A 19,725-nucleotide genomic window follows, 5' to 3' on the forward strand; every position below is an offset into this window, starting at 1 on the left:
GCCATGCCCCGCCTGTTCGGGACCGACGGAGTCCGGGGCCTGGCCAACGGCGACGTCGTCACCGCGGACCTGGCCCTCGGGCTCGCCCAGGCGGCGGCGCGGGTGCTCACGCACGGTCGGCACGCCGACCAGCTGCGCACCGAGGGCCGCCGGCCCACCGCTGTTCTGGCGCGCGACCCGCGAGTCTCGGGCGAGTTCATCGCCGCGGCTGTCGCCGCCGGGCTCGCCAGCTCCGGCGTCGACGTGCTGGATGCCGGAGTCATCCCGACCCCGGCCGCGGCGTTCCTGATCGGCGACATCGACGCCGACTTCGGCGTCGTCGTCTCCGCCTCGCACAACCCGGCGGCCGACAACGGCATCAAGTTCTTCGCGATCGGCGGCACCAAGCTGCCCGACGAGGTCGAGGACCGGATCGAGCTCGCGCTCAGCCAGCCGAAGATGACGCCGACCGGCGGGGAGTGGGCCGCATCCGGCGCTTCTCCGACGCCGAGGACCGCTACATCGTGCACCTCGTCGGCACGCTCGACGTGCGGCTCGAGGGCCTGCACGTGGTGATCGACGCGGCGCACGGGGCGGCATCCGGAGCGTCGCCGGAGGCGTTCGCGCTCGCCGGCGCGAAGGTCACCGTGATCGGCGCCGACCCCGACGGTCTCAACATCAACGACGGCGTCGGGTCGACCCACCTCGACCACCTCCGTTCGGCGGTGCTCGAGCACCACGCCGACCTCGGCATCGCGCACGACGGCGACGCCGACCGCTGCCTCGCGATCGACGCGAACGGCGAGATCGTCGACGGCGACCGGATGATGGCGATCCTGGCGGTGTCGCTCAAGGAGCGCGGTCTGCTGGCCCGCGACTCCTCGTGGCCACGGTCATGAGCAACCTCGGCCTGCGCATCGCGATGCAGGAGCACGGCATCCGGATGGTCGAGACCAAGGTCGGCGACCGCTATGTGCTCGAGGAGCTCGACGCGCAGCAGCTCAGCCTCGGCGGGGAGCAGTCGGGGCACATCATCTTCCGCGACCACGCGACGACCGGCGACGGCATCCTGACCGGACTGCAGCTCGCCGCCGAGATCGTGCGCAGCGGCAAGCCGCTCGCGGAGCTCGCCGAGGTCATGACGGTCTACCCGCAGGTGCTGCTGAACGTGAAGGGCGTCGACCGCGAGCGGCTCGACTCCGACGAGGCCGTGGCCGCGGCGGTGGCGGCGGCGCAGGAGCGGCTCGGGTCGACCGGCCGCGTGCTGCTGCGCCCGTCCGGCACGGAGCCGCTCGTGCGTGTCATGGTGGAGGCGGAGGATCACGACGCCGCGGTCGCCATCGCCGACGAACTCGCGGATGTCGTCCGGGATCGGCTCGCGGTCGTCGCCTGAGATCCTCTCCGAGCCGAGGAGGACACCATGCCGCTGAGCGGCGAGTACGCACCGAGCACCGCCGAGTGGGCGCGCAAGCAGGCCGACGTCTATGAGGCGAGCGGCGGCGCCGAGTCGCCCGATATGCGCGGCAGGCCGATCATCGTGCTGACGAGCGTCGGCGCGAAGACGGGCAAGCTGCGCAAGACGGCGCTCATGCGGGTCGAGCACGACGGCGAGTACGCGGTCGTCGCGTCGATGGGCGGCGCCCCGAAGCATCCGGTCTGGTACTGGAACCTCGTCAAGAACCCGCACGTCGAGTTGCAGGACGGCCCCGAGAAGCACGACTACACGGCTCGGGAGCTCGACGGCGACGAGTACCGCACGTGGTGGGAACGCGCCGTTGCGGCGTGGCCCGACTACGCGGTCTATCAGACCAGGACCGAGCGCCGGATCCCCGTGTTCCTGCTGGAGCGCGCGCTGGAGTCCTAGAGCTTGCGCAGCAGTACCGTCGACACGGAGTGATCCGCGTCCTTGCGCAGCACGAGCGACGCGCGGCCCCGGGTGGGCAGCACGTTCTGCTCGAGGTTGGGGCCGTTGATTTCCGCCCAGATCGAGCGGGCGCGGGCGACCGCCTCGCCCTCCGTGAGGTCGGCGTAGCGGTGGAAGTAGCTGTCCGGGTCGGCGAACGCGCCGCGTTGGAGGCGCAGGAACCGCTCGACGTACCAGCGCTCGATGTCGGCCGTGCGGGCATCCACGTAGATCGTGAAGTCGAACAGGTCGCTCACCGCGAGCCGACCGCCGACCGCCGGCTGCAGCACGTTCAGGCCTTCCACGATCAGGATGTCGGGGCGCTTCACGACGACCGCCTGCCCGGGCACGATGTCGTAGACGAGATGCGAGTAGACGGGTGCGCTCACCTCGGATGCGCCGCTCTTGACCTCGCTCACGAACCGCACCAGCCCCCGGCGGTCGTAGCTCTCGGGGAAGCCCTTGCGCTGCATGAGTCCGCGCCGCTCGAGCTCGGCGTTGGGCAGCAGGAACCCGTCCGTCGTGACGAGCTCGACCTGCGGGGTGTCGGGGAATCGGGCGAGCATCTCGCGCAGCAGCCGGGCGATCGTCGACTTGCCGACCGCGACGGAGCCGGCCACGCCGATGACGAACGGCGTCGGCGCGATGTCGTGCCGCAGGAACTCGCTCGCGGCCCGGCGGGTGCCGCGGGCACCCTGCACGTAGAGGTTGAGCAGACGGCTGAGGGGCACGTAGACCTCGGCGACCTCGTCGAGGTCGAGGGGGTCGCCGAGGCTGCGCAGACGCTCGATGTCGCGTTCGGTGAGCTGCATCGGCGCGCTCGGCGCGAGGGCGGCCCAGTCGCGGCGCTCGATCTCGACGAACGGCGTCGTTCCGGAGGCGCCGAGGTCGGACATCCGCACCAGATTACCGACAGGGCCAGACCATAGGATCGAGCCCATGTGCGGAATCGTGGGCTACGTCGGTCCGGGCAGCACCGTCGACGTGCTCCTCGGGGCCTCCGGCGCCTCGAGTACCGCGGGTACGACTCCGCCGGCGTCGCCGTGCTCGGCGTGGACGGCGTGCTGCGCACGCGCAAGAAGGCCGGCAAGCTCGGGGCGCTCGTCGACGACCTCGACCGCAGCGGCATGGCCGACGGCCGCACTGGCATCGGGCACACGCGGTGGGCGACCCACGGCGGCCCCACCGACGCGAATGCGCACCCGCACCTGGGCGACGACGGGCGGCTCGCGCTCATCCACAACGGCATCATCGAGAACTTCGCCGAGCTCAAGGCGGAGCTCGGCGACGAGGACTTCACGAGCGAGACCGACACCGAGGTCGCGGCGCTGCTCGTCGGCCGGGCTTACCGCGAGACCGGTGACCTCACCGAGGCGCTGCGCCGAACCGTCGCCCGGCTGGAGGGCGCCTTCACGCTCCTCGTCATGCACCAGGACGCGCCGGGCGTCGTCGTCGGCGCGCGGCGCAACTCGCCCCTCGTGATCGGGCTGGGCGACGGCGAGAACTTCCTCGGCTCCGACGTCGCCGCGTTCGTCGAGCACACCCGGCGCGCGATGGAGATCGGGCAGGACCAGATCGTGACGATCCGGCCGGATGGCGTCGAGGTCGCCGACTTCGCGGGCACCCCCGTCGCCGCCACCGAGTTCGAGATCGCCTGGGACGCGTCCGCCGCCGAGAAGGGCGGCTGGTCGAGCTTCATGCGCAAGGAGATCAGCGAGGAGCCCGCGGCCGTCGCCAACACGCTTCTCGGCCGGATCCATGACGGCGCTGTGACGCTCCCCGAGCTCGACGACATCGCAGACACGCTCACCGGCATCGACCGGGTGATCGTGCTGGCCTGCGGCACGGCGGCGTACGCGGGGCTCGTCGGCCGCTACGCGATCGAGTCGTGGGCCGGGCTGCCCGTCGACGTCGAGCTCTCGCACGAGTTCGGGTACCGCGATCCGGTCGTGAACGAGCGCACCCTCGTCGTCTCGGTGAGCCAGTCGGGCGAGACGATGGACACCCTGCTCGCGGTGCGCGCCGCGAAGGAGCGGGGCGCCCACACGGTCTCCATCTGCAACACGCAGGGCGCGACGATCCCCCGCGAGTCCGACGCCGTGCTCTACACGCACGCCGGGCCGGAGGTCGCGGTCGCCTCGACGAAGGCGTTCGTCGCCCAGATCACGGCCCTCTACCTGCTGGGCCTGCACCTCGCCCGGCTGCGCGGTGCGCTCGACGAGCCGGCGATCGCGAAGCTGCTGGCCGAGCTGCAGGACATCCCCGACAAGCTCGACCAGGTGGTCGAGTCGACGCCGGCCCGCATCGCGGAGTTCGCGCACTGGATGGCCGACACGCAGTCCGTGCTGTTCCTCGGTCGGCACGTCGGCTACCCGATCGCGCTCGAGGGGGCGCTCAAGCTCAAGGAGCTCGCGTACATCCACGCGGAGGGCTTCGCCGCGGGTGAGCTGAAGCACGGCCCGATCGCGCTCATCGAGCCCGGGCAGATCGTGTTCGTGATCGTGCCGAGCCCGCGCAACGAGCACTCGCTGCATAAGAAGGTGGTCTCCAACATCCAGGAGATCCGCGCGCGCGGGGCGCGGGTCATCGCCGTCGCGGAGATCGGCGACGTCGCGGTCGCGCCGTTCGCGGACGAGGTGATCCGGATCCCGTTCGCCGCCCCCATGTTCGAGCCGTTGCTCGCGGTCGTGCCGCTGCACGTGTTCGCCATGGAGCTCGCCTCGGCCAAGGGTCTCGACGTCGACCAGCCGCGCAACCTGGCCAAGTCGGTCACGGTCGAGTGATCCGATGGCCGTCGTCGGGATCGGCGTCGACGTCGTCGACCTCGCCCGGTTCGAGCGCGCCCTGAGCCGCACGCCCGTGCTGCTCGAGCGCCTGTTCGCCCCCAGCGAACGCGAGCGCCCGCTGCGGTCGCTGGCGGGACGGTTCGCGGCCAAGGAGGCCGTCATCAAGGCGCTCGGCGAGTCGACGGGCGTCGGCTGGCACGACATGGTCGTGGTGAGCGACGACCTCGGCAACCCCGCGGTCGAGCTCTCGGGGGCGGCCGCGGCGCTCGCCGACGCGCGCGGCATCACGTCGTGGCACCTGTCGATGTCGCACGACGCCGGCGTCGCGGTCGCGATGGTGGTGGCCGAGCGATGATGCGCGAGGCGCGGATCGACCTGTCCGCGATCCGGGACAACGTCGCGAAGATCCGGCGGCTCGTGGCCCCGGCGCGCGTGCTCGCGGTCGTCAAGGCGAACGGGTACGGCCACGGGCTGGAGCTCGCGGCGCGTGCCGCGCTGGAGGGCGGCGCCGACCAGCTCGGCGTCGCGGACCTGGCCGAGGCCCTCCAGCTCCGCGCCGCCGGGATCGACGCGCCCGTGCTCGCCTGGCTCCATGCTCCGGATGCCGACTTCGACGCCGCGGTCGACGCCGGCATCGAGATCGGCGTCTCGTCGCGGGAGCAGCTCGAGCGCGCGGTGGGCGCGGTGGTGCACCTCAAGATCGACACGGGTCTCAGCCGCAACGGCATCCCGCCGGCCGACTGGGATGCGGCGGTGGCGCGCGCCGCCGAGCTCGAGCGCACCGGCGTGCTCCGCGTGCGCGGCGTGTGGAGCCATCTCGCCAACGCCGGAGCGCGCGAGACCGAGCGGCAGCGGCGGCGCTTCGAGGATGCCGTGGCCGCGGCCCGCGCGGCCGGCCTCGACCCCGAGGTGCGGCATCTCGCCGCGAGCGAGGCCGCGATCGCCGCTCCGGCGACGCGGTACGACCTCGTGCGCATCGGGATCGCGATGTACGGGCTGCCGCCGGCCGAGGACGTCGACGTCGCGGCCCTCGGGCTGCGCCCCGCCATGGAGCTCGCCGCGTCGGTGGCCGCCGTGCGCCGGGTGCCGGCGGGGAGGGCGTCTCGTACGGCTTCGTGCATCGCACCGAGCGCGAGACGACGCTCGCGCTCGTGCCTCTGGGCTACGCCGACGGGCTGCCGCGCGCCGCGACGGGCGAGGCGGAGGTCGCGATCGGCGGCCGCCGGCATCCCGTCGTCGGCCGGATCGCGATGGACCAGTGCGTCGTCGACGTGGGCGACGCGCACGTGGCGGTCGGCGATCGCGTCGTGGTGTGGGGCGACCCCGCGACCGGAGCACCCTCCGCGGAGGACTGGGCGGCCGCCGCCGGCACAATCGGCTACGAGATCGTCACGCGCGTCGGCCCGCGTGTGCCCCGGGTGCCGGCGTGAGCGACCTCGAGCTGACGATCGCCGACCCTGAGGCGATGGAGGCGCTCGGCGAGCGGCTCGCGCGCGAGCTCCGTGCGGGCGACCTCGTGCTGCTGGAGGGCGAGCTCGGCGCCGGCAAGACGACGCTCACGCGCGGCATCGGGCGCGGGCTCGGCGCGCGCGGTGCCGTGACGAGCCCCACCTTCGTGCTCGCGCGGGAGCACCCCACGGCATCCGGCCCGCCGCTCGTGCACGTCGACGCCTACCGGCTCGGCAGCGCCGCGGAGCTCGACGACCTCGACCTCGACCTCGAGCGCTCGATCGTCGTGGTCGAGTGGCCGAACGACCGGGTGGATGCGGATTCCTGGCTCCGGCTGCGCATCGAGCGCCCCGCGGCGGGCGACCCCGACGCCGAGGCCGAGCCGCGGCGCGTGACGATCGACGCATCCGGAGCGCGGTGGGCCCCGGTGCTGAACGCCCTGGGCTCGTAGGCTCGGATCGTGCTGCTCGCGATCGACACCTCGGCGGGCACGAGCGTCGCCGTCGTCGATCGCGACCGCGGCATCCTGGCGCAGGAGGACGAGGCCGACACCCGCCGCCACGCCGAGGTGATCGGTGTGCTCATCCTGCGCGCGCTCGAGCGCGCGGGCGTCGCACCCCTCGAGCTGAGCGGCGTCGTCGCCGGCATGGGACCGGGGCCGTTCACGGGACTTCGGGTCGGCATCGCGGCCGCGCGCGCCTTCGCCTCCGGCGTCGGCAGGCCGGTCGTGCCGCTCGCCTCGCACGACGCGCTCGCCCTCGATGCCACGGAGCCGATCGCCGTCGTGACCGATGCCCGACGTCGCGAGCTCGCGTGGTCGACGTACGCCGCCGCCGACGAGCTCGGCCTGCCGGTGCGCGTGGCCGGTCCGGCGCTCGCGCCGGTGGGGAGATCGACGCCGTCGTCGCCGGTTACCGACGGATCGACGCCCCGGCGATCCCGGCGGGAGCACTCGGCATGCTCGGCGAGCGGTTGTATGCGGCGGGGCGGGGCTTCGGCCCCGTCGAGCCGCTGTACCTGCGCGCCCCGGATGTCACGCTCTCCGTCCCGAAGCGGGTGGGGTCGTGACGGTGCTGCGGCGCGCCGAGGCGAGCGACCTCGACGCGATCATGGCGATCGAGCGCGCCAGCTACCCCGACGACGCCTGGTCGACCTCGTCGATGCGCGCCGAGTTGAGCGGTCCGCACGGCTACTACCTCGTCGCGGTCGACGAGAGCGGCGACGGGAGCGGCGCCGGCATCGAGGATACGGCGGGCTGCTGGCGCCCGAGGGATCACACCAGGGCGACGTCCAGACCCTCACGGTCGCCGAGCCGGCGCGCGGTCGCGGCATCGGCCGCGCGCTCCTGAACGCGCTGCTCGCGGAGGCCGGCCGCCGCGGCGCCGACGAGGTGTTCCTGGAGGTGCGCGCCGGCAACGGGATCGCGCAGGGCCTCTACGCCTCGCTCGGATTCGAGCGCATCGCGGTGCGTCCGCATTACTACCAGCCCGACGGCGAGGACGCCTGGGTGATGAGGAGGACCGCGTCGTGACCCGCGAGCCGCTGATCCTCGGGATCGAGACCAGCTGCGACGAGACCGGTGTCGGCATCGTGCGCGGCACGACGCTGCTCGCGAACGCGATCGCCTCCTCGATGGACGAGCAGGCCCGCTACGGCGGCATCGTGCCCGAGATCGCGGCACGCGCCCACCTCGAGGCGCTCACCCCGACCCTGGATGCCGCGCTCGCCGAGGCGGGTGTCGCGCTCTCCGACGTCGACGCCGTCGCGGTGACGAGTGGACCCGGGCTCGCGGGCGCCCTCATGGTGGGCGTCGGCGCCGCGAAGGCGCTCGCGATCGCGCTCGGCCGGCCGCTCTACGCGGTCAACCACCTGGTCGGGCACGTCGGGGTCGACCTGCTGCGGCCCGCGGATGCCGGCGGCGGCCTGCTCGAGCTGCCCACCGTCGCGCTCCTGGTCTCCGGCGGCCACACGTCGCTGCTGCTCGTGCGCGACCTGCTCGACGACGTCGAGCTGCTCGGCGAGACGGTCGACGACGCCGCGGGGGAGGCCTTCGACAAGGTCGCCCGGCTGCTCGGGCTGCCCTATCCCGGCGGGCCGCAGATCGACCGCGCGGCCGCGGGCGGCGATCCGGCGGCGATCGCGTTCCCGCGCGGCCTGACGGCCGCCAAGGATCAGGCCGCCCACCGGTTCGACTTCTCGTTCTCGGGGCTCAAGACGGCGGTCGCGCGCTACGTCGAGCAGTGCCAGGCGCGCGGTGAGCCGGTGCCCGTCGCCGATGTCGCGGCATCGTTCCGGGAGGCCGTGGTCGACGTGCTCACCGCGAAGGCGCTCGCCGCCTGCCGCGAGCTCGGGGTGCCACGACTGCTGCTGGGCGGCGGCGTGATCGCGAACGCGCGGCTGCGGGAGGTCGCGACCGAACGCGCCGCGGCATCCGGTGTCGCGCTCCGGATCCCGCCGCTCGCGCTGTGCACCGACAACGGCGCGATGATCGCCGCGGTCGGCGCGCAGCTGGTCATGGCCGGGCGGGCACCGTCCGGATGGGATGTGGGCGCCGACTCGACCCTGCCCGCGACCGTGGTGCAGGCTTAGCCCCATGAGCGATTCGACGCCGCCCGTCCCGCCCACGCCCCCGGTGCCGCCGGGAGACCCGGCCGCGATGCCCGTGCCGCCGGCGCCCGGTCAGCCGCCCTACGGTCAGCAGGCGCCGGGTCAGCAGGTGCCGGGCCAGCCGATGCCGGGTCAACCCGTCTACGGCCAGCCGGTGGCCGGCCAGCCGGTGTACGGGCAGCCGGTCTACGGCCAGCCGTACCCTCCCGCCTACGTCGCCGGTCCCCGTACCAACACGCTCGCGCTGGTGTCGATGATCCTGTCGCTCGTCGGCCTGGTGAGCGGGATCACCGCCGTCGGCGGCATCATCTGCGGGCACATCGCGCTCTCGCAGATCAAGCGGACCGCCGAGGCCGGGCGCGGGATGGCGCTCGCCGGCGTCATCGTGGGCTACGTCGTCGTCGGCCTCTGGGTGCTGTTCATCGTCGCGTACATCGTCATCCTGGCCGTCGTGTTCGGCATCGCCGCCTCGACAGGATCCTTCTCCGGCAGCTGAGAACTGATCGAATCCACATTGGGTCCGCACGGCGGTTCGCATTGACGCCCTCCCAGGGCGCTGCCAGGATTACCCCGTATTAGGCACGCCTCAAGACAAGGAGCTCCCATGAGCGACGCCACTCCTCCTCCGCCGACGCCCGAGCAGCCGGCAACGCCGGCCGCCCCTGCAGCGCCGGCCTACGCCCCGGGCACCCCGGTGAAGCAGGGCCTGAGCCTCACGGGATTCATCCTCGGCATCGCCGCGGTCGTCTTCTCGTGGGTCTTCATCTTCGGCCTGCTCGTCGCCATCGCCGGCCTGATCATCTCGCTGATCGCCCGTGGCCGCGAGCCGCAGGCCCCGAACTGGATGAAGCTCATCGGCCTCATCCTGAGCATCGTGGGCCTCGTGATCGCCGCCCTCGTGCTGATCTTCACGATCATCGGCCTCGTGGCGCTGGCCTCGGTGGGCAACCTCAACTCGTACTGAGTCGAGCAGTACGAAGGGGTCGGACGCGAGTCCGGCCCCTTCGTCGTTCCCGGGGGCTTCAGTCCGCGGGTCGGCTTCAGACCCGGCTTCAGACGCGGTCGGCCAGGATCGCCACCCGCGCCCCGGCGATCCGCGTCAGCACCAGCACGGCGCTGTTCTCTCCCCGCAGCGCGAGCCGCTTGCGGAACTCCGCCGGGTCGACGTCGACGCCGCGCTTCTTGATCTCGAGCGTGCCGATCCCGCGGGCCGCGAGCTCCTTCTTGAGAGTCCTCACATCGAGCGCGAAACGCTCGCGCACGCGGAACACCGCCCCGAACGGCGTGGTCGGCTCTGCGTCCGTAGTGATCCACGCGATCGTCGGGTCGAGCATCCGCCCCTCGACACCGCGCGCGAGGTCGCCGATGAGGCGGGCCCGGATGACGGCGCCGTCGGGCTCCACCAGGTATTCGCCGAGCCCGCCGGCCTCCGCGTCGTCGGCATCCCGCGGCCCCGTGAGCTCGGCCGCACCGTGCGCGCCCAGCACGAGGGCCGCGCGACCGATGCCCTCGCGCTGCAGGCCGCCGGCCCATACGACGGCCTCCACGACATCCCGGTCGGCGGAAATCCACTGCCACTCCGCGCCGGCCGGCAGCAGGTCGCGGTCGATGCCGGGGCCGAGCTTGACGCCGACGGGCAGCCGATCGGCGAGGCCGAACGACCAGTCCAGGGGCGGCGACCACGCGGCCGGGTCGCGCCGCCGCACGCCCTCGGACCGGCGGGCGGGGTCGAGCCAGACCGCGCCGACGGCGGCGAGGTCGGCCTCCTCGGCGGCGCCCGCCTCGACCCGGGCCGAGGGGAAGGGGGCGAGGTTGTACGCGGCGACGGCGGCGGTGACCTCGTCGCGCTCGACCGCGACGACGCCGAGGTCGAGGCCGGCGAGGGCGATCGCGTCGCCGCCGATGCCGCAGCCGAGGTCCGCGACGACGTCGATGCCGGCATCCCGGAACCGCCCCGCGTGCACGGCGGCCACCCGCAGCCGCGTCGCCTGCTCGAGCCCATCGGGCGTGAACAGCATGCGGTCGGCGAACTCGCCGAACTTCGCGCGGGCGCGTGAGCGCAGCCGGGCCTGCTCCAGCACGGCCGCGACGAGAGCCGGCGGATGCCCGTCGGCGCGCAGCCGCGACACGAGGCGCACGACGTCGGCGGTGCGGTCGATCGGCCCCACCTCGTCGAGCAGCCGCAGCCCCTCGGGCGTGAGCAGCGCGCGCAGTTCGGCGGCGTCCATCCCCCCATCCTGTCGAAAGTCGAGGATCGGGCGGCGCGTCCGGGCCGCGATCGCCGAGACGCGCCGCCGGGGTCCTGAACCTTTGACGGGGGAGAGGGGAGGGGGAGGGGGAGGCGCGACCCGGTCCTGAACCCGTGACCTGGGCCGAGGCGACGCGGGGTCCTGCGCCCTCGACCGGGGGTGGCTGGCAGTCGCATTGAACGAGTGCTAACGAGGCGCTACAGTTGATCTGGCACTCCCGACCGGAGTGTGCCAACCCTAGAACTTTCAGAAAGAGGTCACACGTGTCGGTCTCCATCAAGCCGCTCGAGGATCGCATCGTCATCAAGCAGGTCGAAGCCGAGCAGGTCACCGCGTCGGGTCTCGTGATCCCCGACACCGCGAAGGAGAAGCCCCAGGAGGGCGAGGTCGTGGCGGTCGGCCCCGGTCGCATCGATGACAACGGCAACCGCGTGCCGCTCGACGTCAAGGTCGGTGACAAGGTCCTGTACTCGAAGTACGGCGGCACCGAGGTCAAGTTCGGCGGCGACGACCTGCTCGTCCTGTCGGCTCGCGACGTGCTCGCGATCGTCGGCTGACGAACCGCAGCTCATCCGAAGGCCCCGCCGCACCGGCGGGGCCTTCGGCGTCTGGTCGGGGGATCGCGCTCGCCGTCGGGGCGAACGTGCTGTGGGGCCTGTTCCCGCTCTACTTCCTCCTGCTCGTCCCGGCGACGGCCTACGAGGTCGTCTCGTTCCGCGTGCTGCTCTCGCTGGTGTTCTGCGCGCTGCTGATCACCGTGCTGCGCGGCTGGCCGCGCATCGCCGGGATCGTGCGCACGCCGCGCGTGCTGCTCGCCCTCGCCCTCAGCGGCGTGCTGATCCTCGCGAACTGGGAGATCTACGTCATCGCGATCGACGCCCAACAGGTCGTCGACGCCGCGCTCGGATACTTCATCACCCCGATCGTGACGGTGCTGCTCGGGGTGTTCGTGCTGCGCGAACGCCTGCGTCCGCTGCAGTGGACCGCCGTGGGCGTCTCGGTCGTGGCGATCGTGGTCGTCGCGGTGGGCGGCGCCACCGTCCCGTGGGTCGCCCTCGGTCTCGCCGCATCGTTCGGGTTGTACGGGCTCGTGAAGAAGCGCGTGGGACCGGGGGTCGATGCGCTGAGCGGCCTCACGCTCGAGACGGCGTGGGTGACCCCGCTCGCGCTCGTGCAGCTGGCGATCGTCGCGGGAGGGACGGGTCTGGCGATCGGACGGCACGGGGCGGGGCAGACGGTGGCGCTGCTCCTCGCCGGGGTGGTCACCGCCATCCCGCTGCTCATGTTCGCCGGCTCGGCGCGCCGCCTGCCGCTCGTGATCATCGGGCTCGCGCAGTACATCATCCCCACGCTGCAGTTCGTCATCGGGGTGGCGCTGCTGCACGAGACGATGCCGGCGGGGCGGTGGATCGGATTCGGGATGGTGTGGCTGGCCCTCGTGCTGCTGACCGTCGATCTCGTCGCGGCATCCCGGCGACGCGGCACGGTGCCGCTGCCGGCGTCCCCGGAGATCCGCTGACGTCGCGATAGGGTCGCCGCAGCCCGTAAGACCCTTCCCGAGAGGATGGCGATGCCGCGCGTCCCCCGCGTACGCGGCGCTGCCGCACTCGGCCTGCTCGCCCTCGCCGGCCTGCTCGCCGGGTGCACCAGTGCGCCGACGCCCACCCCCACGACCACGCCGACGCCCACCGTGCGCCCGGCCGGCGACGGCACGCTCACGATCGGGACGCTCCTCCCGACGACGGGGGCGGCACCTACATCACTCCGCCCATGGCGGCCGCCGTGAAGGTGGCGGTCACCGACATCAACGCCGCGGGCGGCGTCAACGGCAAGCCCGTCGTGCTGGTGTCGCGAGACTCCGGGGATGCATCCACACGCACGGCCGAGGCCTCGTTCGCCGACCTCGTGAAGAACCACGCCGACGTGGTCGTCGGTCCCGTCTCGTCGGCGCTGGCGCAGCGACTGCTCGACCCGGCGCAGAAGGCCGGCGTGCCGCTCATCTCGCCGGCGGCCGGATACCCGCAGCTCGCGGATCAGCCCGACTTCTTCCGCACGGTGCCGGCATTCGGGCACGAGGGCACCGTGCTCGGGTCGCTGCTCCCGGGCAAGGGCGCCAAGGAGGTCGTGCTCGTCGCGACCCAGGAGGCGCTCGGCGCCTCGATCGCCGCGCCCCTGAAGGCGGCGCTCGCGGCGCACGGCGGCACGCTCGCGGCATCCATCACGGTGCCGCTCTCGGGCGCGAATGCGGCGGCGATCGCCGGCCAGGCGAAGGCGGCGGCCCCGGATGCGGTGGTGCTGGCCACGCCCGACAACGGCAACCTGAGCCGCTCGCTCATCACGGCGCTCTCCTCGGCGGGGCTCGGCGGCACGAAGCTGTGGCTCACGGGCCAGAACATGGCCGACTACTCGCAGGCGCTGCAGGGCGGCATGCTCGCCGGCGTGCGGGGCATCTTGGAGGGCGCCGCAGCGGACGCCGCGTTCCAGGCCAAGCTGAAGGGCGCGACCTCGGGGCTCGGCTCGTTCGCGTACGCTCCCGAGACCTACGACGCGGTCGTGCTCGCCGCGCTCGCCGCCGACCTCGCCCACGACGACGCCGGACCGGCGGTCGCCTCGCACCTCGTGGCGGCATCGACCGGCGGCATCAAGTGCGGCAGCTACGCCGAGTGCGTCGACGTGCTGCGCACGGAGCCCGACATCGACTACGACGGCCTGAGCGGCACCCTCGACCTCGACCGGTCGGATGCGCCGGCGGTCGCGAGCTACGGCGTGTACGCCTACGACGGCAGCAACAAGTACGCGCGGAGCGGCACCGTCCGCTTCTGAACGCGCCGCGTTCCGGGCCCGTGCCGCGGAATGCCGGGAGCCGCTGTCCCGTTAGCATGGAACACCGGTCTCCACCGTCGCAGCCGGGCGCTTCTGCACTCCCGAACTCGGCCCAGAGGACAGCCATGGAACAGCACGACCCGTTCGCCTTCGTCGGCCTCACCTATGACGACGTGATGCTGCTGCCGGGTCACACCGACGTGATCCCGAGCGAGGCGGACACGGCATCCCGGCTCACCCGCCGCATCAGCCTCGCCTCGCCGCTCGTGTCGAGCGCGATGGACACCGTGACCGAGTCGCGCATGGCGGTCGCCATGGCGCGGCAGGGCGGTCTCGGCGTGCTGCATCGCAACCTGTCGATCGAGGACCAGGCGGCCCACGTCGACAAGGTCAAGCGCTCCGAGTCGGGCATGATCACCAATCCGGTGACGACGACCCCCGACGCGACGGTCGCGGAGGTCGACGAGCTGTGCGGTCGCTTCCGGGTCTCCGGCCTGCCCGTCGTGCAGGACGACGGCCGGCTGGTGGGCATCATCACCAATCGCGACATGCGCTTCGTCTCGCCGTTCGAGAAGGCGAGCACGCTCGTGCGCGACGTGATGACGACGATGCCGCTCATCACCGCTCCCGAGGGCATCGACCCGGATGACGCGGTCGCGATCTTCGCGCAGCACAAGATCGAGAAGCTGCCGCTCGTCGACGCCGAGGGCCGGTTGCGCGGGCTCATCACGGTCAAGGACTTCGACAAGAGCGAGAAGTACCCCAACGCGACGAAGGATGACGCCGGACGCCTCCGCGTCGGCGCGGCCATCGGCTTCTTCGGCGACGCGTGGGACCGCGCGGGAGCCCTGCTCGATGCGGGGGTCGACGTCATCGTCGTCGACACCGCCAACGGCGACTCGAGGGGCGTGCTCGAGATCATCGCGCGGCTCAAGTCCGACCCCGCGTTCGCGGGCGTCGACATCATCGGCGGCAACGTGGCGACCCGGTCGGGCGCGCAGGCGCTCGTCGACGCGGGCGCCGACGCGATCAAGGTCGGCGTCGGCCCGGGCTCGATCTGCACGACGCGGGTCGTGGCGGGGGTCGGAGTGCCCCAGGTGACCGCCGTGTACGAGGCGTCGCTCGCGGCGCGCGAGGACGGCATCCCGGTCATCGCCGACGGCGGTCTGCAGTACTCGGGCGACATCGCGAAGGCGCTCGTCGCGGGCGCCGACACCGTGATGCTCGGCTCGCTGCTCGCGGGCACCGACGAGGCGCCCGGCGACCTCGTCTACGTCAACGGCAAGCAGTTCAAGAACTATCGCGGCATGGGTTCGCTCGGGGCCCTCAGCGATCGCGGCAAGAAGACCTCGTACTCGCGCGACCGCTACTTCCAGGCGGACGTGCCGTCCGATGCGCAGCTGATCCCCGAGGGCATCGAGGGCCGGGTGCCCTACCGCGGCGCGCTCGGCGCGACCGTGTACCAGCTCGTCGGCGGGCTGCGGCAGTCGATGTTCTACGTCGGGGCGCGCACGATCCCGGAGCTCAAGGAGCGCGGTCGGTTCGTGCGCATCACCCCGGCGGGGCTCAAGGAGTCGCACCCGCACGACATCCAGATGACCGTCGAGGCGCCCAACTACACGCGCTGAACGCCCCGCACCCGGCGCGGGTCTACGATCGCGGCGTGGAGGCGGAGAGCACGCGGCCGGCGTCGATCCGCGACGTGGCCGCGCGCGCGGGGTCTCGCGCCAGACCGTGTCGCGCGTGCTCAACGGCCTGCCCGGCATGACCGACGCCACCGCCGAGCGGGTGCGAAAGGTGATCGACGAGCTCGACTACCGGCCGAACCGCGCCGCCCGGATCCTCGCCTCCTCGCGGCACCGCACGATCGGACTCATCACGACGGCGGCGACGATGTTCGGCCCCGCGAGCATCAAGGAGGCGATCGAACGCGCGGCGCGCGCGCAGGGCTACGCGATCACCGCGGTCACCGTGCTCTCCGAGGCGGAGGACGAGATCGCCGAGGCGCTCGACGAGCTCATGGTGCACGGCGTCGACGGCATGATCGTCATCGCCCCCAGGAGCGCACGTGGCCGCTCATCCAGCGGCGGCTGGGCGGCAAGCCGTCCCTCACGCTGCAGTGGCAGGGGGACCGGCCAACACGGTCGCCCTCGAGCAGCGCGAGGGCGCCCTGCTCGCCGTGCGGCACCTCATCGGACTCGGCCACCGTCGCATCCTGCATCTGGCCGGACCGCTGCACTGGGCCGAGGTCGAGCAGCGCGTCGAGGGCTATCGGCAGGCGCTCGATGAGGCGGGACTCGAGCAGCTGCCGGTGGAGCACGGCGACTGGTCGGCCGACTCGGGGTACGCGATCGGGCTGCGGGTGCTGCCGGCGCGGGATGCCACGGCGGTCTTCGTGTCGAACGATCAGATGGCGATCGGCCTGCTCCACGCCGCGCACGAGCTCGGCATGGACGTGCCGCGCGAGCTCAGCGTCGTCGGATTCGACGACATCCCCGAGGCGCGGCACGCGACCCCGCCGCTGACCTCGGTGCGCCAGGAGTTCGCCGCGCTCGGCGATGCCGCCATCACCCGCATCGTCGCCCTCATCGAGGGTCGGCCGGCGCCGGCCGGTGAGATCACGGATCAGACGACTCTGCACGTGCGCGAGAGCACGGCGCCGCCGCGCGTCTGATCCCGCCTCCGGAAGTCGATTGACTCCCCGGACGGGTGGGCCTACGCTCCTACGTGACCGGTCAACTTGATCGCGTCGCGACCACCGAGAGACAAGGAAGTCGATCCATGCCGCACCCCACCACAGCGCAGCTCAGCCGCCGCGGTCTCCTGACCGGTTTCGGCGTCGGAGCGCTCGGACTCATCGCCATCCCCACGCTCGCGGGCTGCGCCCCGAGCAACGGCGGCGGCGGTGGATCCTCCACCGGGTCGCTGACCTTCGGCTCGAACGCGTCCGACCCCGTGCCGAAGAAGGCCTACGCGGCCTTCGTATCCGCCTTCGAGAAGAAGTCCAAGGACACGGTCACCGTCAACACGAGCGACCACAACAGCTTCCAGAACAAGATCACCAACTACCTGCAGGGCAGCCCGGATGACGCGTTCACCTGGTTCGCCGGCTACCGGATGCGCTATTACGCGAGCAAGGGCCTCGTCGGCGATGTGAGCGACGTCTGGGACAAGATCGGCGACAACTTCTCGCCGGCGCTCAAGAAGGCGTCCACGGCGGACGACGGCAAGCAGTACTTCGTGCCGAACTACAACTACCCGTGGGGCTTCTTCTACCGCAAGTCGTTCTGGGCCGAGAAGGGCTACACGATCCCGGGCACCTGGGACGACCTGATCACCCTCGCCAAGAAGATGCAGGCCGACGGGATCATCCCCGTCGCCTTCACCGACAAGGACCAGTGGCCCGCGTGCGGCACGTTCGACTACCTGAACATGCGCATCAACGGCTACCAGTTCCACGTCGACCTGTGCGCGCACAAGGAGGGCTGGGACACGCCGAAGGTGCAGGAGGTCTTCGACACCTGGAAGGAGCTCCTGCCCTACATGGACCCGAGCGCCGCGGGCCTCACGTGGCAGGAGGGCGCCCAGAAGCTCGGCAACAAGCAGGCGGGCATGATGCTTCTCGGCTCGTTCATCACCCAGCAGTTCACGGATGCGACCGTGCTCGCCGACATCGACTTCTTCCCGTTCCCGGCCGTCAAGGTCGAGGGCACCGACGCGGTCGAGGCTCCGATCGACGGGCTGATGCTGTCGAAGAAGGGCGGGCAGAGCGCTCCCGCCAAGGCGATGCTGCAGTTCATGGGCTCCGGCGCCGGCCAGGAGGCGTACTACTCGATCGACAAGTCGAACATCATGACGGCCAAGGACGCCGACACGTCGGGCTACTCGGCGTTCACGAAGAAGCTCGGCGGCGTCATCGCCGACGCGAAGTCGATCAGCCAGTTCTTCGACCGCGACGCGCTGCCCGCCATGGCGAGCAACGTGCTCGAGCCCGCGATGCTCGACTTCCTCAAGAGCGGCTCCGTCGACCTGAAGAACATCGAGTCGCAGGCGAAGACGCTCTACGCCCAGCAGTAGCGTGACGGATCTGAACCCGATCTCCGCGGCGTCGGTCACCCCGGCGCCGCGGAGGCATCTGCGTCAGCTCACCGGCCGGGACCGCGGGGTCCTGGGCGTCATGATCGGCCTGCCGACGATCATCCAGGTGATCCTCGTCTGGCTGCCGCTCGTCGCCTCCGTCGTCCTCTCGTTCATGAAGTGGGACGGCCTGTCGTTCACGAGCTTCCACTGGAACGGGCTCACCAACTACACGTTCGCCCTCACTCAGTCGCCGCAGTTCCTCCCAGCGCTGCTGCACAACGTGGTCTGGCTGCTGTTCCTCGCCGTCATCGGCACGCCGCTCGGTCTGCTGCTGGCCGTGCTGCTGGATCAGAAGATCCGTGGATCGCGCATCTACCAGTCGATCTTCTTCCTGCCCGTCATGCTCTCGGTCGCCCTCATCGGGATCATCTGGGAGCTCATGTACTCGCAGGACAACGGCTTCATCAACAACCTGCTCGGCACCGCCGGCACGAGCGGCGCGATCGACTGGTTCGGCAACGCCAACGTCAACCTGTGGGCGGCGCTCGTCGCGGCCACCTGGCGCCACGCGGGCTACATCATGATCCTGTACCTGGCGGGTTTGAAGGGCGTGGACCCGAGCCTGCGGGAGGCGGCATCCCTCGACGGGGCGAACGGGGCGCAGACCTTCTTCCGCGTCGTCTTCCCCGCCATGGCGCCGACGAACGTGATCATCGTGGTCATCACGATCATCGAGTCGCTGCGCGCCTTCGACATCGTGTGGGTCATCAACGGCGGCAACAACGGCCTCGAGCTGCTGAGCGTGCTGGTCGTCAAGTACCTGGTCGGCGAGACGCAGGTGATCGGCATCGGCAGCGCCTTCGCGGTCGTGCTGCTCGTGATCTCGCTCGTGCCGATCGTCTTCTATCTCGTCCGCACGTTCCGCAACCGGGAGATCTGAATGAGCGCCGTCACCGTCAGCGCCCGCACCCCGTCGAGGACGGGGCCGGTACGCAGGCGCCCGCACGTCGGCACGCACCTGTTCCTCATCGTCATGGCGGTGATGTGGCTGATCCCGCTGCTGTGGTCGCTGTACACGGCGCTGCGCCCGAAGGCCGACACCGACAAGTACGGGTACTTTTCGATCGCCGGCACCTACAACCTGCAGAACTTCATCGACGCGTGGAACCAGGGCGGATTCCCGACCTACTTCCTCAACTCCGTGATCATCACGGTGCCGACCGTGATCCTCACCCTGCTGTTCGCGTCGATGATGGCGTTCGCGGTGAGCCGCTTCTCGTGGAAGTTCAACGTGACGCTGCTCATCATGTTCACCGCCGGCAACCTGCTGCCACCGCAGGTGCTCGCGACGCCGATCTTCGAGCTGTTCAAGCTGATCCAGCTGCCGTACTCGATCTCCGACTCCGGCACGCTGCTGAACCAGCTGGTCGGTGTGATCGCCGCGAACACCGGATTCCAGATCGGCTTCTGCACGTTCGTGCTGTCGAACTACATGAAGGCGATCCCGACCGAGCTGACCGAGGCCGCGCGGGTCGACGGCGCGGGCGTGTGGACGCAGTACGTGCGGATCATCATGCCGCTCACCCGCCCGGCGCTCGCCGCGCTCGCGACACTCGAGGTGATCTTCATCTACAACGACTACTTCTGGCCGCTGATCCTCATCCAGTCGGGCAACCGGCTGCCGGTGACGACCGCGATCAACAACCTGCAGGGGCAGTTCCTGTCCAACTACAACCTGCTGGCGGCCGGGGCGGTCATCATCGTGATCCCCACCCTCATCGTCTATCTCGCGCTGCAACGCCAGTTCGTGGCCGGCTTGACCCTCGGCGCGAGCAAGGGCTGACGGTGC

Annotated in this window: 19 protein-coding genes and 2 pseudogenes; 19 read left to right on the plus strand and 2 right to left on the minus strand. The window is 71.5% G+C overall.

Annotated features, from left to right (window positions below; all coding sequences use genetic code 11):
* The first annotated feature begins 3 nt into the window (after window positions 1-3).
* Together glmM and QQK35_RS12305 are read left to right on the plus strand one after the other, a co-directional pair.
* A pseudogene (gene glmM / locus QQK35_RS12300) lies at window positions 4-1,372 on the plus strand (phosphoglucosamine mutase).
* Between the two features lie 27 nt (window positions 1,373-1,399).
* The gene (locus tag QQK35_RS12305; RefSeq protein ID WP_284254420.1) at window positions 1,400-1,843 is read left to right on the plus strand and encodes a nitroreductase family deazaflavin-dependent oxidoreductase; all 444 of its coding nucleotides are present in this window, start codon (window positions 1,400-1,402) and stop codon (window positions 1,841-1,843) included.
* On the opposite strand, the gene coaA is transcribed toward QQK35_RS12305, so the two are convergent.
* Window positions 1,840-2,778 (minus strand): type I pantothenate kinase, encoded by a 939-nt coding sequence (gene coaA, locus QQK35_RS12310; RefSeq protein ID WP_284254421.1) that lies wholly within the window; start codon window positions 2,776-2,778, stop codon window positions 1,840-1,842. The genes QQK35_RS12305 and coaA overlap by 4 nt on opposite strands.
* 147 nt (window positions 2,779-2,925) lie before the next feature.
* On the opposite strand from coaA, the gene glmS reads away from it, so the two are divergent.
* The 8 genes and pseudogenes from glmS to QQK35_RS12355 all read left to right on the plus strand — a co-directional run bounded on the left by glmS (window position 2,926) and on the right by QQK35_RS12355 (window position 9,688).
* Window positions 2,926-4,665: a glutamine--fructose-6-phosphate transaminase (isomerizing) gene (glmS, locus tag QQK35_RS12315; protein WP_431311808.1), complete on the plus strand. Its 1,740-nt coding sequence runs from the start codon at window positions 2,926-2,928 to the stop codon at window positions 4,663-4,665.
* 4 nt (window positions 4,666-4,669) lie between these two features.
* A complete protein-coding gene (locus QQK35_RS12320; protein ID WP_284254422.1) occupies window positions 4,670-5,023 on the plus strand; it encodes a holo-ACP synthase in 354 nt (117 codons plus the stop codon).
* A pseudogene (gene alr, locus QQK35_RS12325) lies at window positions 5,020-6,098 on the plus strand (alanine racemase). Before QQK35_RS12320 ends, alr begins: the two are co-directional and overlap by 4 nt.
* Window positions 6,099-6,133: 35 nt before the next feature.
* A complete protein-coding gene (gene tsaE / locus QQK35_RS12330; protein ID WP_284255696.1) occupies window positions 6,134-6,568 on the plus strand; it encodes a tRNA (adenosine(37)-N6)-threonylcarbamoyltransferase complex ATPase subunit type 1 TsaE in 435 nt (144 codons plus the stop codon).
* A 9-nt stretch (window positions 6,569-6,577) separates the two neighbouring features.
* The gene (tsaB, locus tag QQK35_RS19810; RefSeq protein ID WP_348534937.1) at window positions 6,578-7,648 is read left to right on the plus strand and encodes a tRNA (adenosine(37)-N6)-threonylcarbamoyltransferase complex dimerization subunit type 1 TsaB; all 1,071 of its coding nucleotides are present in this window, start codon (window positions 6,578-6,580) and stop codon (window positions 7,646-7,648) included.
* Window positions 7,645-8,706 carry a tRNA (adenosine(37)-N6)-threonylcarbamoyltransferase complex transferase subunit TsaD gene (gene tsaD / locus QQK35_RS12345; RefSeq protein ID WP_284254424.1) on the plus strand — a complete coding sequence of 354 codons (1,062 nt, stop codon included), beginning with the start codon at window positions 7,645-7,647 and terminating at the stop codon, window positions 8,704-8,706. Before tsaB ends, tsaD begins: the two co-directional genes overlap by 4 nt.
* A 4-nt stretch (window positions 8,707-8,710) precedes the next feature.
* Window positions 8,711-9,220, plus strand: coding sequence for a DUF4190 domain-containing protein (locus QQK35_RS12350; RefSeq protein WP_284254425.1), 510 nt, complete (start codon window positions 8,711-8,713; stop codon window positions 9,218-9,220).
* 108 nt (window positions 9,221-9,328) lie between these two features.
* A complete protein-coding gene (locus QQK35_RS12355; RefSeq protein ID WP_284254426.1) occupies window positions 9,329-9,688 on the plus strand; it encodes a hypothetical protein in 360 nt (119 codons plus the stop codon).
* Between the two features lie 88 nt (window positions 9,689-9,776).
* Here QQK35_RS12355 and QQK35_RS12360 read toward each other — a convergent pair whose 3' ends face one another.
* Window positions 9,777-10,952, minus strand: coding sequence for a THUMP-like domain-containing protein (locus QQK35_RS12360; RefSeq protein ID WP_284254427.1), 1,176 nt, complete (start codon window positions 10,950-10,952; stop codon window positions 9,777-9,779).
* Window positions 10,953-11,236: 284 nt separating this feature from the next.
* Between QQK35_RS12360 and groES the strand changes: the two genes are divergently transcribed.
* The 9 genes from groES to QQK35_RS12405 all read left to right on the plus strand — a co-directional run bounded on the left by groES (window position 11,237) and on the right by QQK35_RS12405 (window position 19,719).
* Complete coding sequence (gene groES, locus QQK35_RS12365; RefSeq protein ID WP_284254428.1) at window positions 11,237-11,530, plus strand: co-chaperone GroES; 294 nt, start codon at window positions 11,237-11,239, stop codon at window positions 11,528-11,530.
* A gap of 62 nt (window positions 11,531-11,592) precedes the next feature.
* Complete coding sequence (rarD, locus tag QQK35_RS12370) at window positions 11,593-12,492, plus strand: EamA family transporter RarD (protein WP_284255697.1); 900 nt, start codon at window positions 11,593-11,595, stop codon at window positions 12,490-12,492.
* 51 nt (window positions 12,493-12,543) lie between these two features.
* Window positions 12,544-12,759, plus strand: a complete 216-nt coding sequence (locus QQK35_RS12375) for a hypothetical protein (RefSeq protein WP_284254429.1) — start codon at window positions 12,544-12,546, stop codon at window positions 12,757-12,759.
* Window positions 12,744-13,796 (plus strand): ABC transporter substrate-binding protein, encoded by a 1,053-nt coding sequence (locus tag QQK35_RS12380; RefSeq protein ID WP_284254430.1) that lies wholly within the window; start codon window positions 12,744-12,746, stop codon window positions 13,794-13,796. The genes QQK35_RS12375 and QQK35_RS12380 overlap by 16 nt, the downstream gene beginning before the upstream one ends.
* 125 nt (window positions 13,797-13,921) lie before the next feature.
* Window positions 13,922-15,424 carry an IMP dehydrogenase gene (guaB, locus tag QQK35_RS12385; RefSeq protein WP_284254431.1) on the plus strand — a complete coding sequence of 501 codons (1,503 nt, stop codon included), beginning with the start codon at window positions 13,922-13,924 and terminating at the stop codon, window positions 15,422-15,424.
* Window positions 15,425-15,915: 491 nt separating this feature from the next.
* Window positions 15,916-16,470 carry a substrate-binding domain-containing protein gene (locus tag QQK35_RS12390; RefSeq protein WP_284254433.1) on the plus strand — a complete coding sequence of 185 codons (555 nt, stop codon included), beginning with the start codon at window positions 15,916-15,918 and terminating at the stop codon, window positions 16,468-16,470.
* Window positions 16,471-16,577: 107 nt separating this feature from the next.
* Window positions 16,578-17,873: an ABC transporter substrate-binding protein gene (locus QQK35_RS12395; protein ID WP_284254434.1), complete on the plus strand. Its 1,296-nt coding sequence runs from the start codon at window positions 16,578-16,580 to the stop codon at window positions 17,871-17,873.
* A gap of 1 nt (window position 17,874) precedes the next feature.
* A complete protein-coding gene (locus QQK35_RS12400; RefSeq protein WP_284254435.1) occupies window positions 17,875-18,816 on the plus strand; it encodes a carbohydrate ABC transporter permease in 942 nt (313 codons plus the stop codon).
* Complete coding sequence (locus QQK35_RS12405) at window positions 18,817-19,719, plus strand: carbohydrate ABC transporter permease (RefSeq protein ID WP_284254436.1); 903 nt, start codon at window positions 18,817-18,819, stop codon at window positions 19,717-19,719.
* Window positions 19,720-19,725: the final 6 nt, after the last annotated feature.

The sequence above is a fragment of the Pseudolysinimonas kribbensis genome, assembly GCF_030161895.1.
GTDB classification, from domain to species: domain Bacteria; phylum Actinomycetota; class Actinomycetes; order Actinomycetales; family Microbacteriaceae; genus Pseudolysinimonas; species Pseudolysinimonas kribbensis.

Coding starts and splice junctions, on each gene's coding strand:
- QQK35_RS12350 (WP_284254425.1), top strand. CDS start 8,711: ATGAGCGATTCGACGCCGCCCGTCCCGCCCACGCCCCCGGTGCCGCCG.
- tsaE (WP_284255696.1), top strand. CDS start 6,134: ATGGAGGCGCTCGGCGAGCGGCTCGCGCGCGAGCTCCGTGCGGGCGAC.
- QQK35_RS12405 (WP_284254436.1), top strand. CDS start 18,817: ATGAGCGCCGTCACCGTCAGCGCCCGCACCCCGTCGAGGACGGGGCCG.
- QQK35_RS12305 (WP_284254420.1), top strand. CDS start 1,400: ATGCCGCTGAGCGGCGAGTACGCACCGAGCACCGCCGAGTGGGCGCGC.
- QQK35_RS12395 (WP_284254434.1), top strand. CDS start 16,578: ATGCCGCACCCCACCACAGCGCAGCTCAGCCGCCGCGGTCTCCTGACC.
- QQK35_RS12380 (WP_284254430.1), top strand. CDS start 12,744: ATGGCGGCCGCCGTGAAGGTGGCGGTCACCGACATCAACGCCGCGGGC.
- coaA (WP_284254421.1), bottom strand. CDS start 2,778: ATGTCCGACCTCGGCGCCTCCGGAACGACGCCGTTCGTCGAGATCGAG.
- QQK35_RS12375 (WP_284254429.1), top strand. CDS start 12,544: ATGCCGCGCGTCCCCCGCGTACGCGGCGCTGCCGCACTCGGCCTGCTC.
- QQK35_RS12355 (WP_284254426.1), top strand. CDS start 9,329: ATGAGCGACGCCACTCCTCCTCCGCCGACGCCCGAGCAGCCGGCAACG.
- guaB (WP_284254431.1), top strand. CDS start 13,922: ATGGAACAGCACGACCCGTTCGCCTTCGTCGGCCTCACCTATGACGAC.
- QQK35_RS12360 (WP_284254427.1), bottom strand. CDS start 10,952: ATGGACGCCGCCGAACTGCGCGCGCTGCTCACGCCCGAGGGGCTGCGG.
- QQK35_RS12320 (WP_284254422.1), top strand. CDS start 4,670: ATGGCCGTCGTCGGGATCGGCGTCGACGTCGTCGACCTCGCCCGGTTC.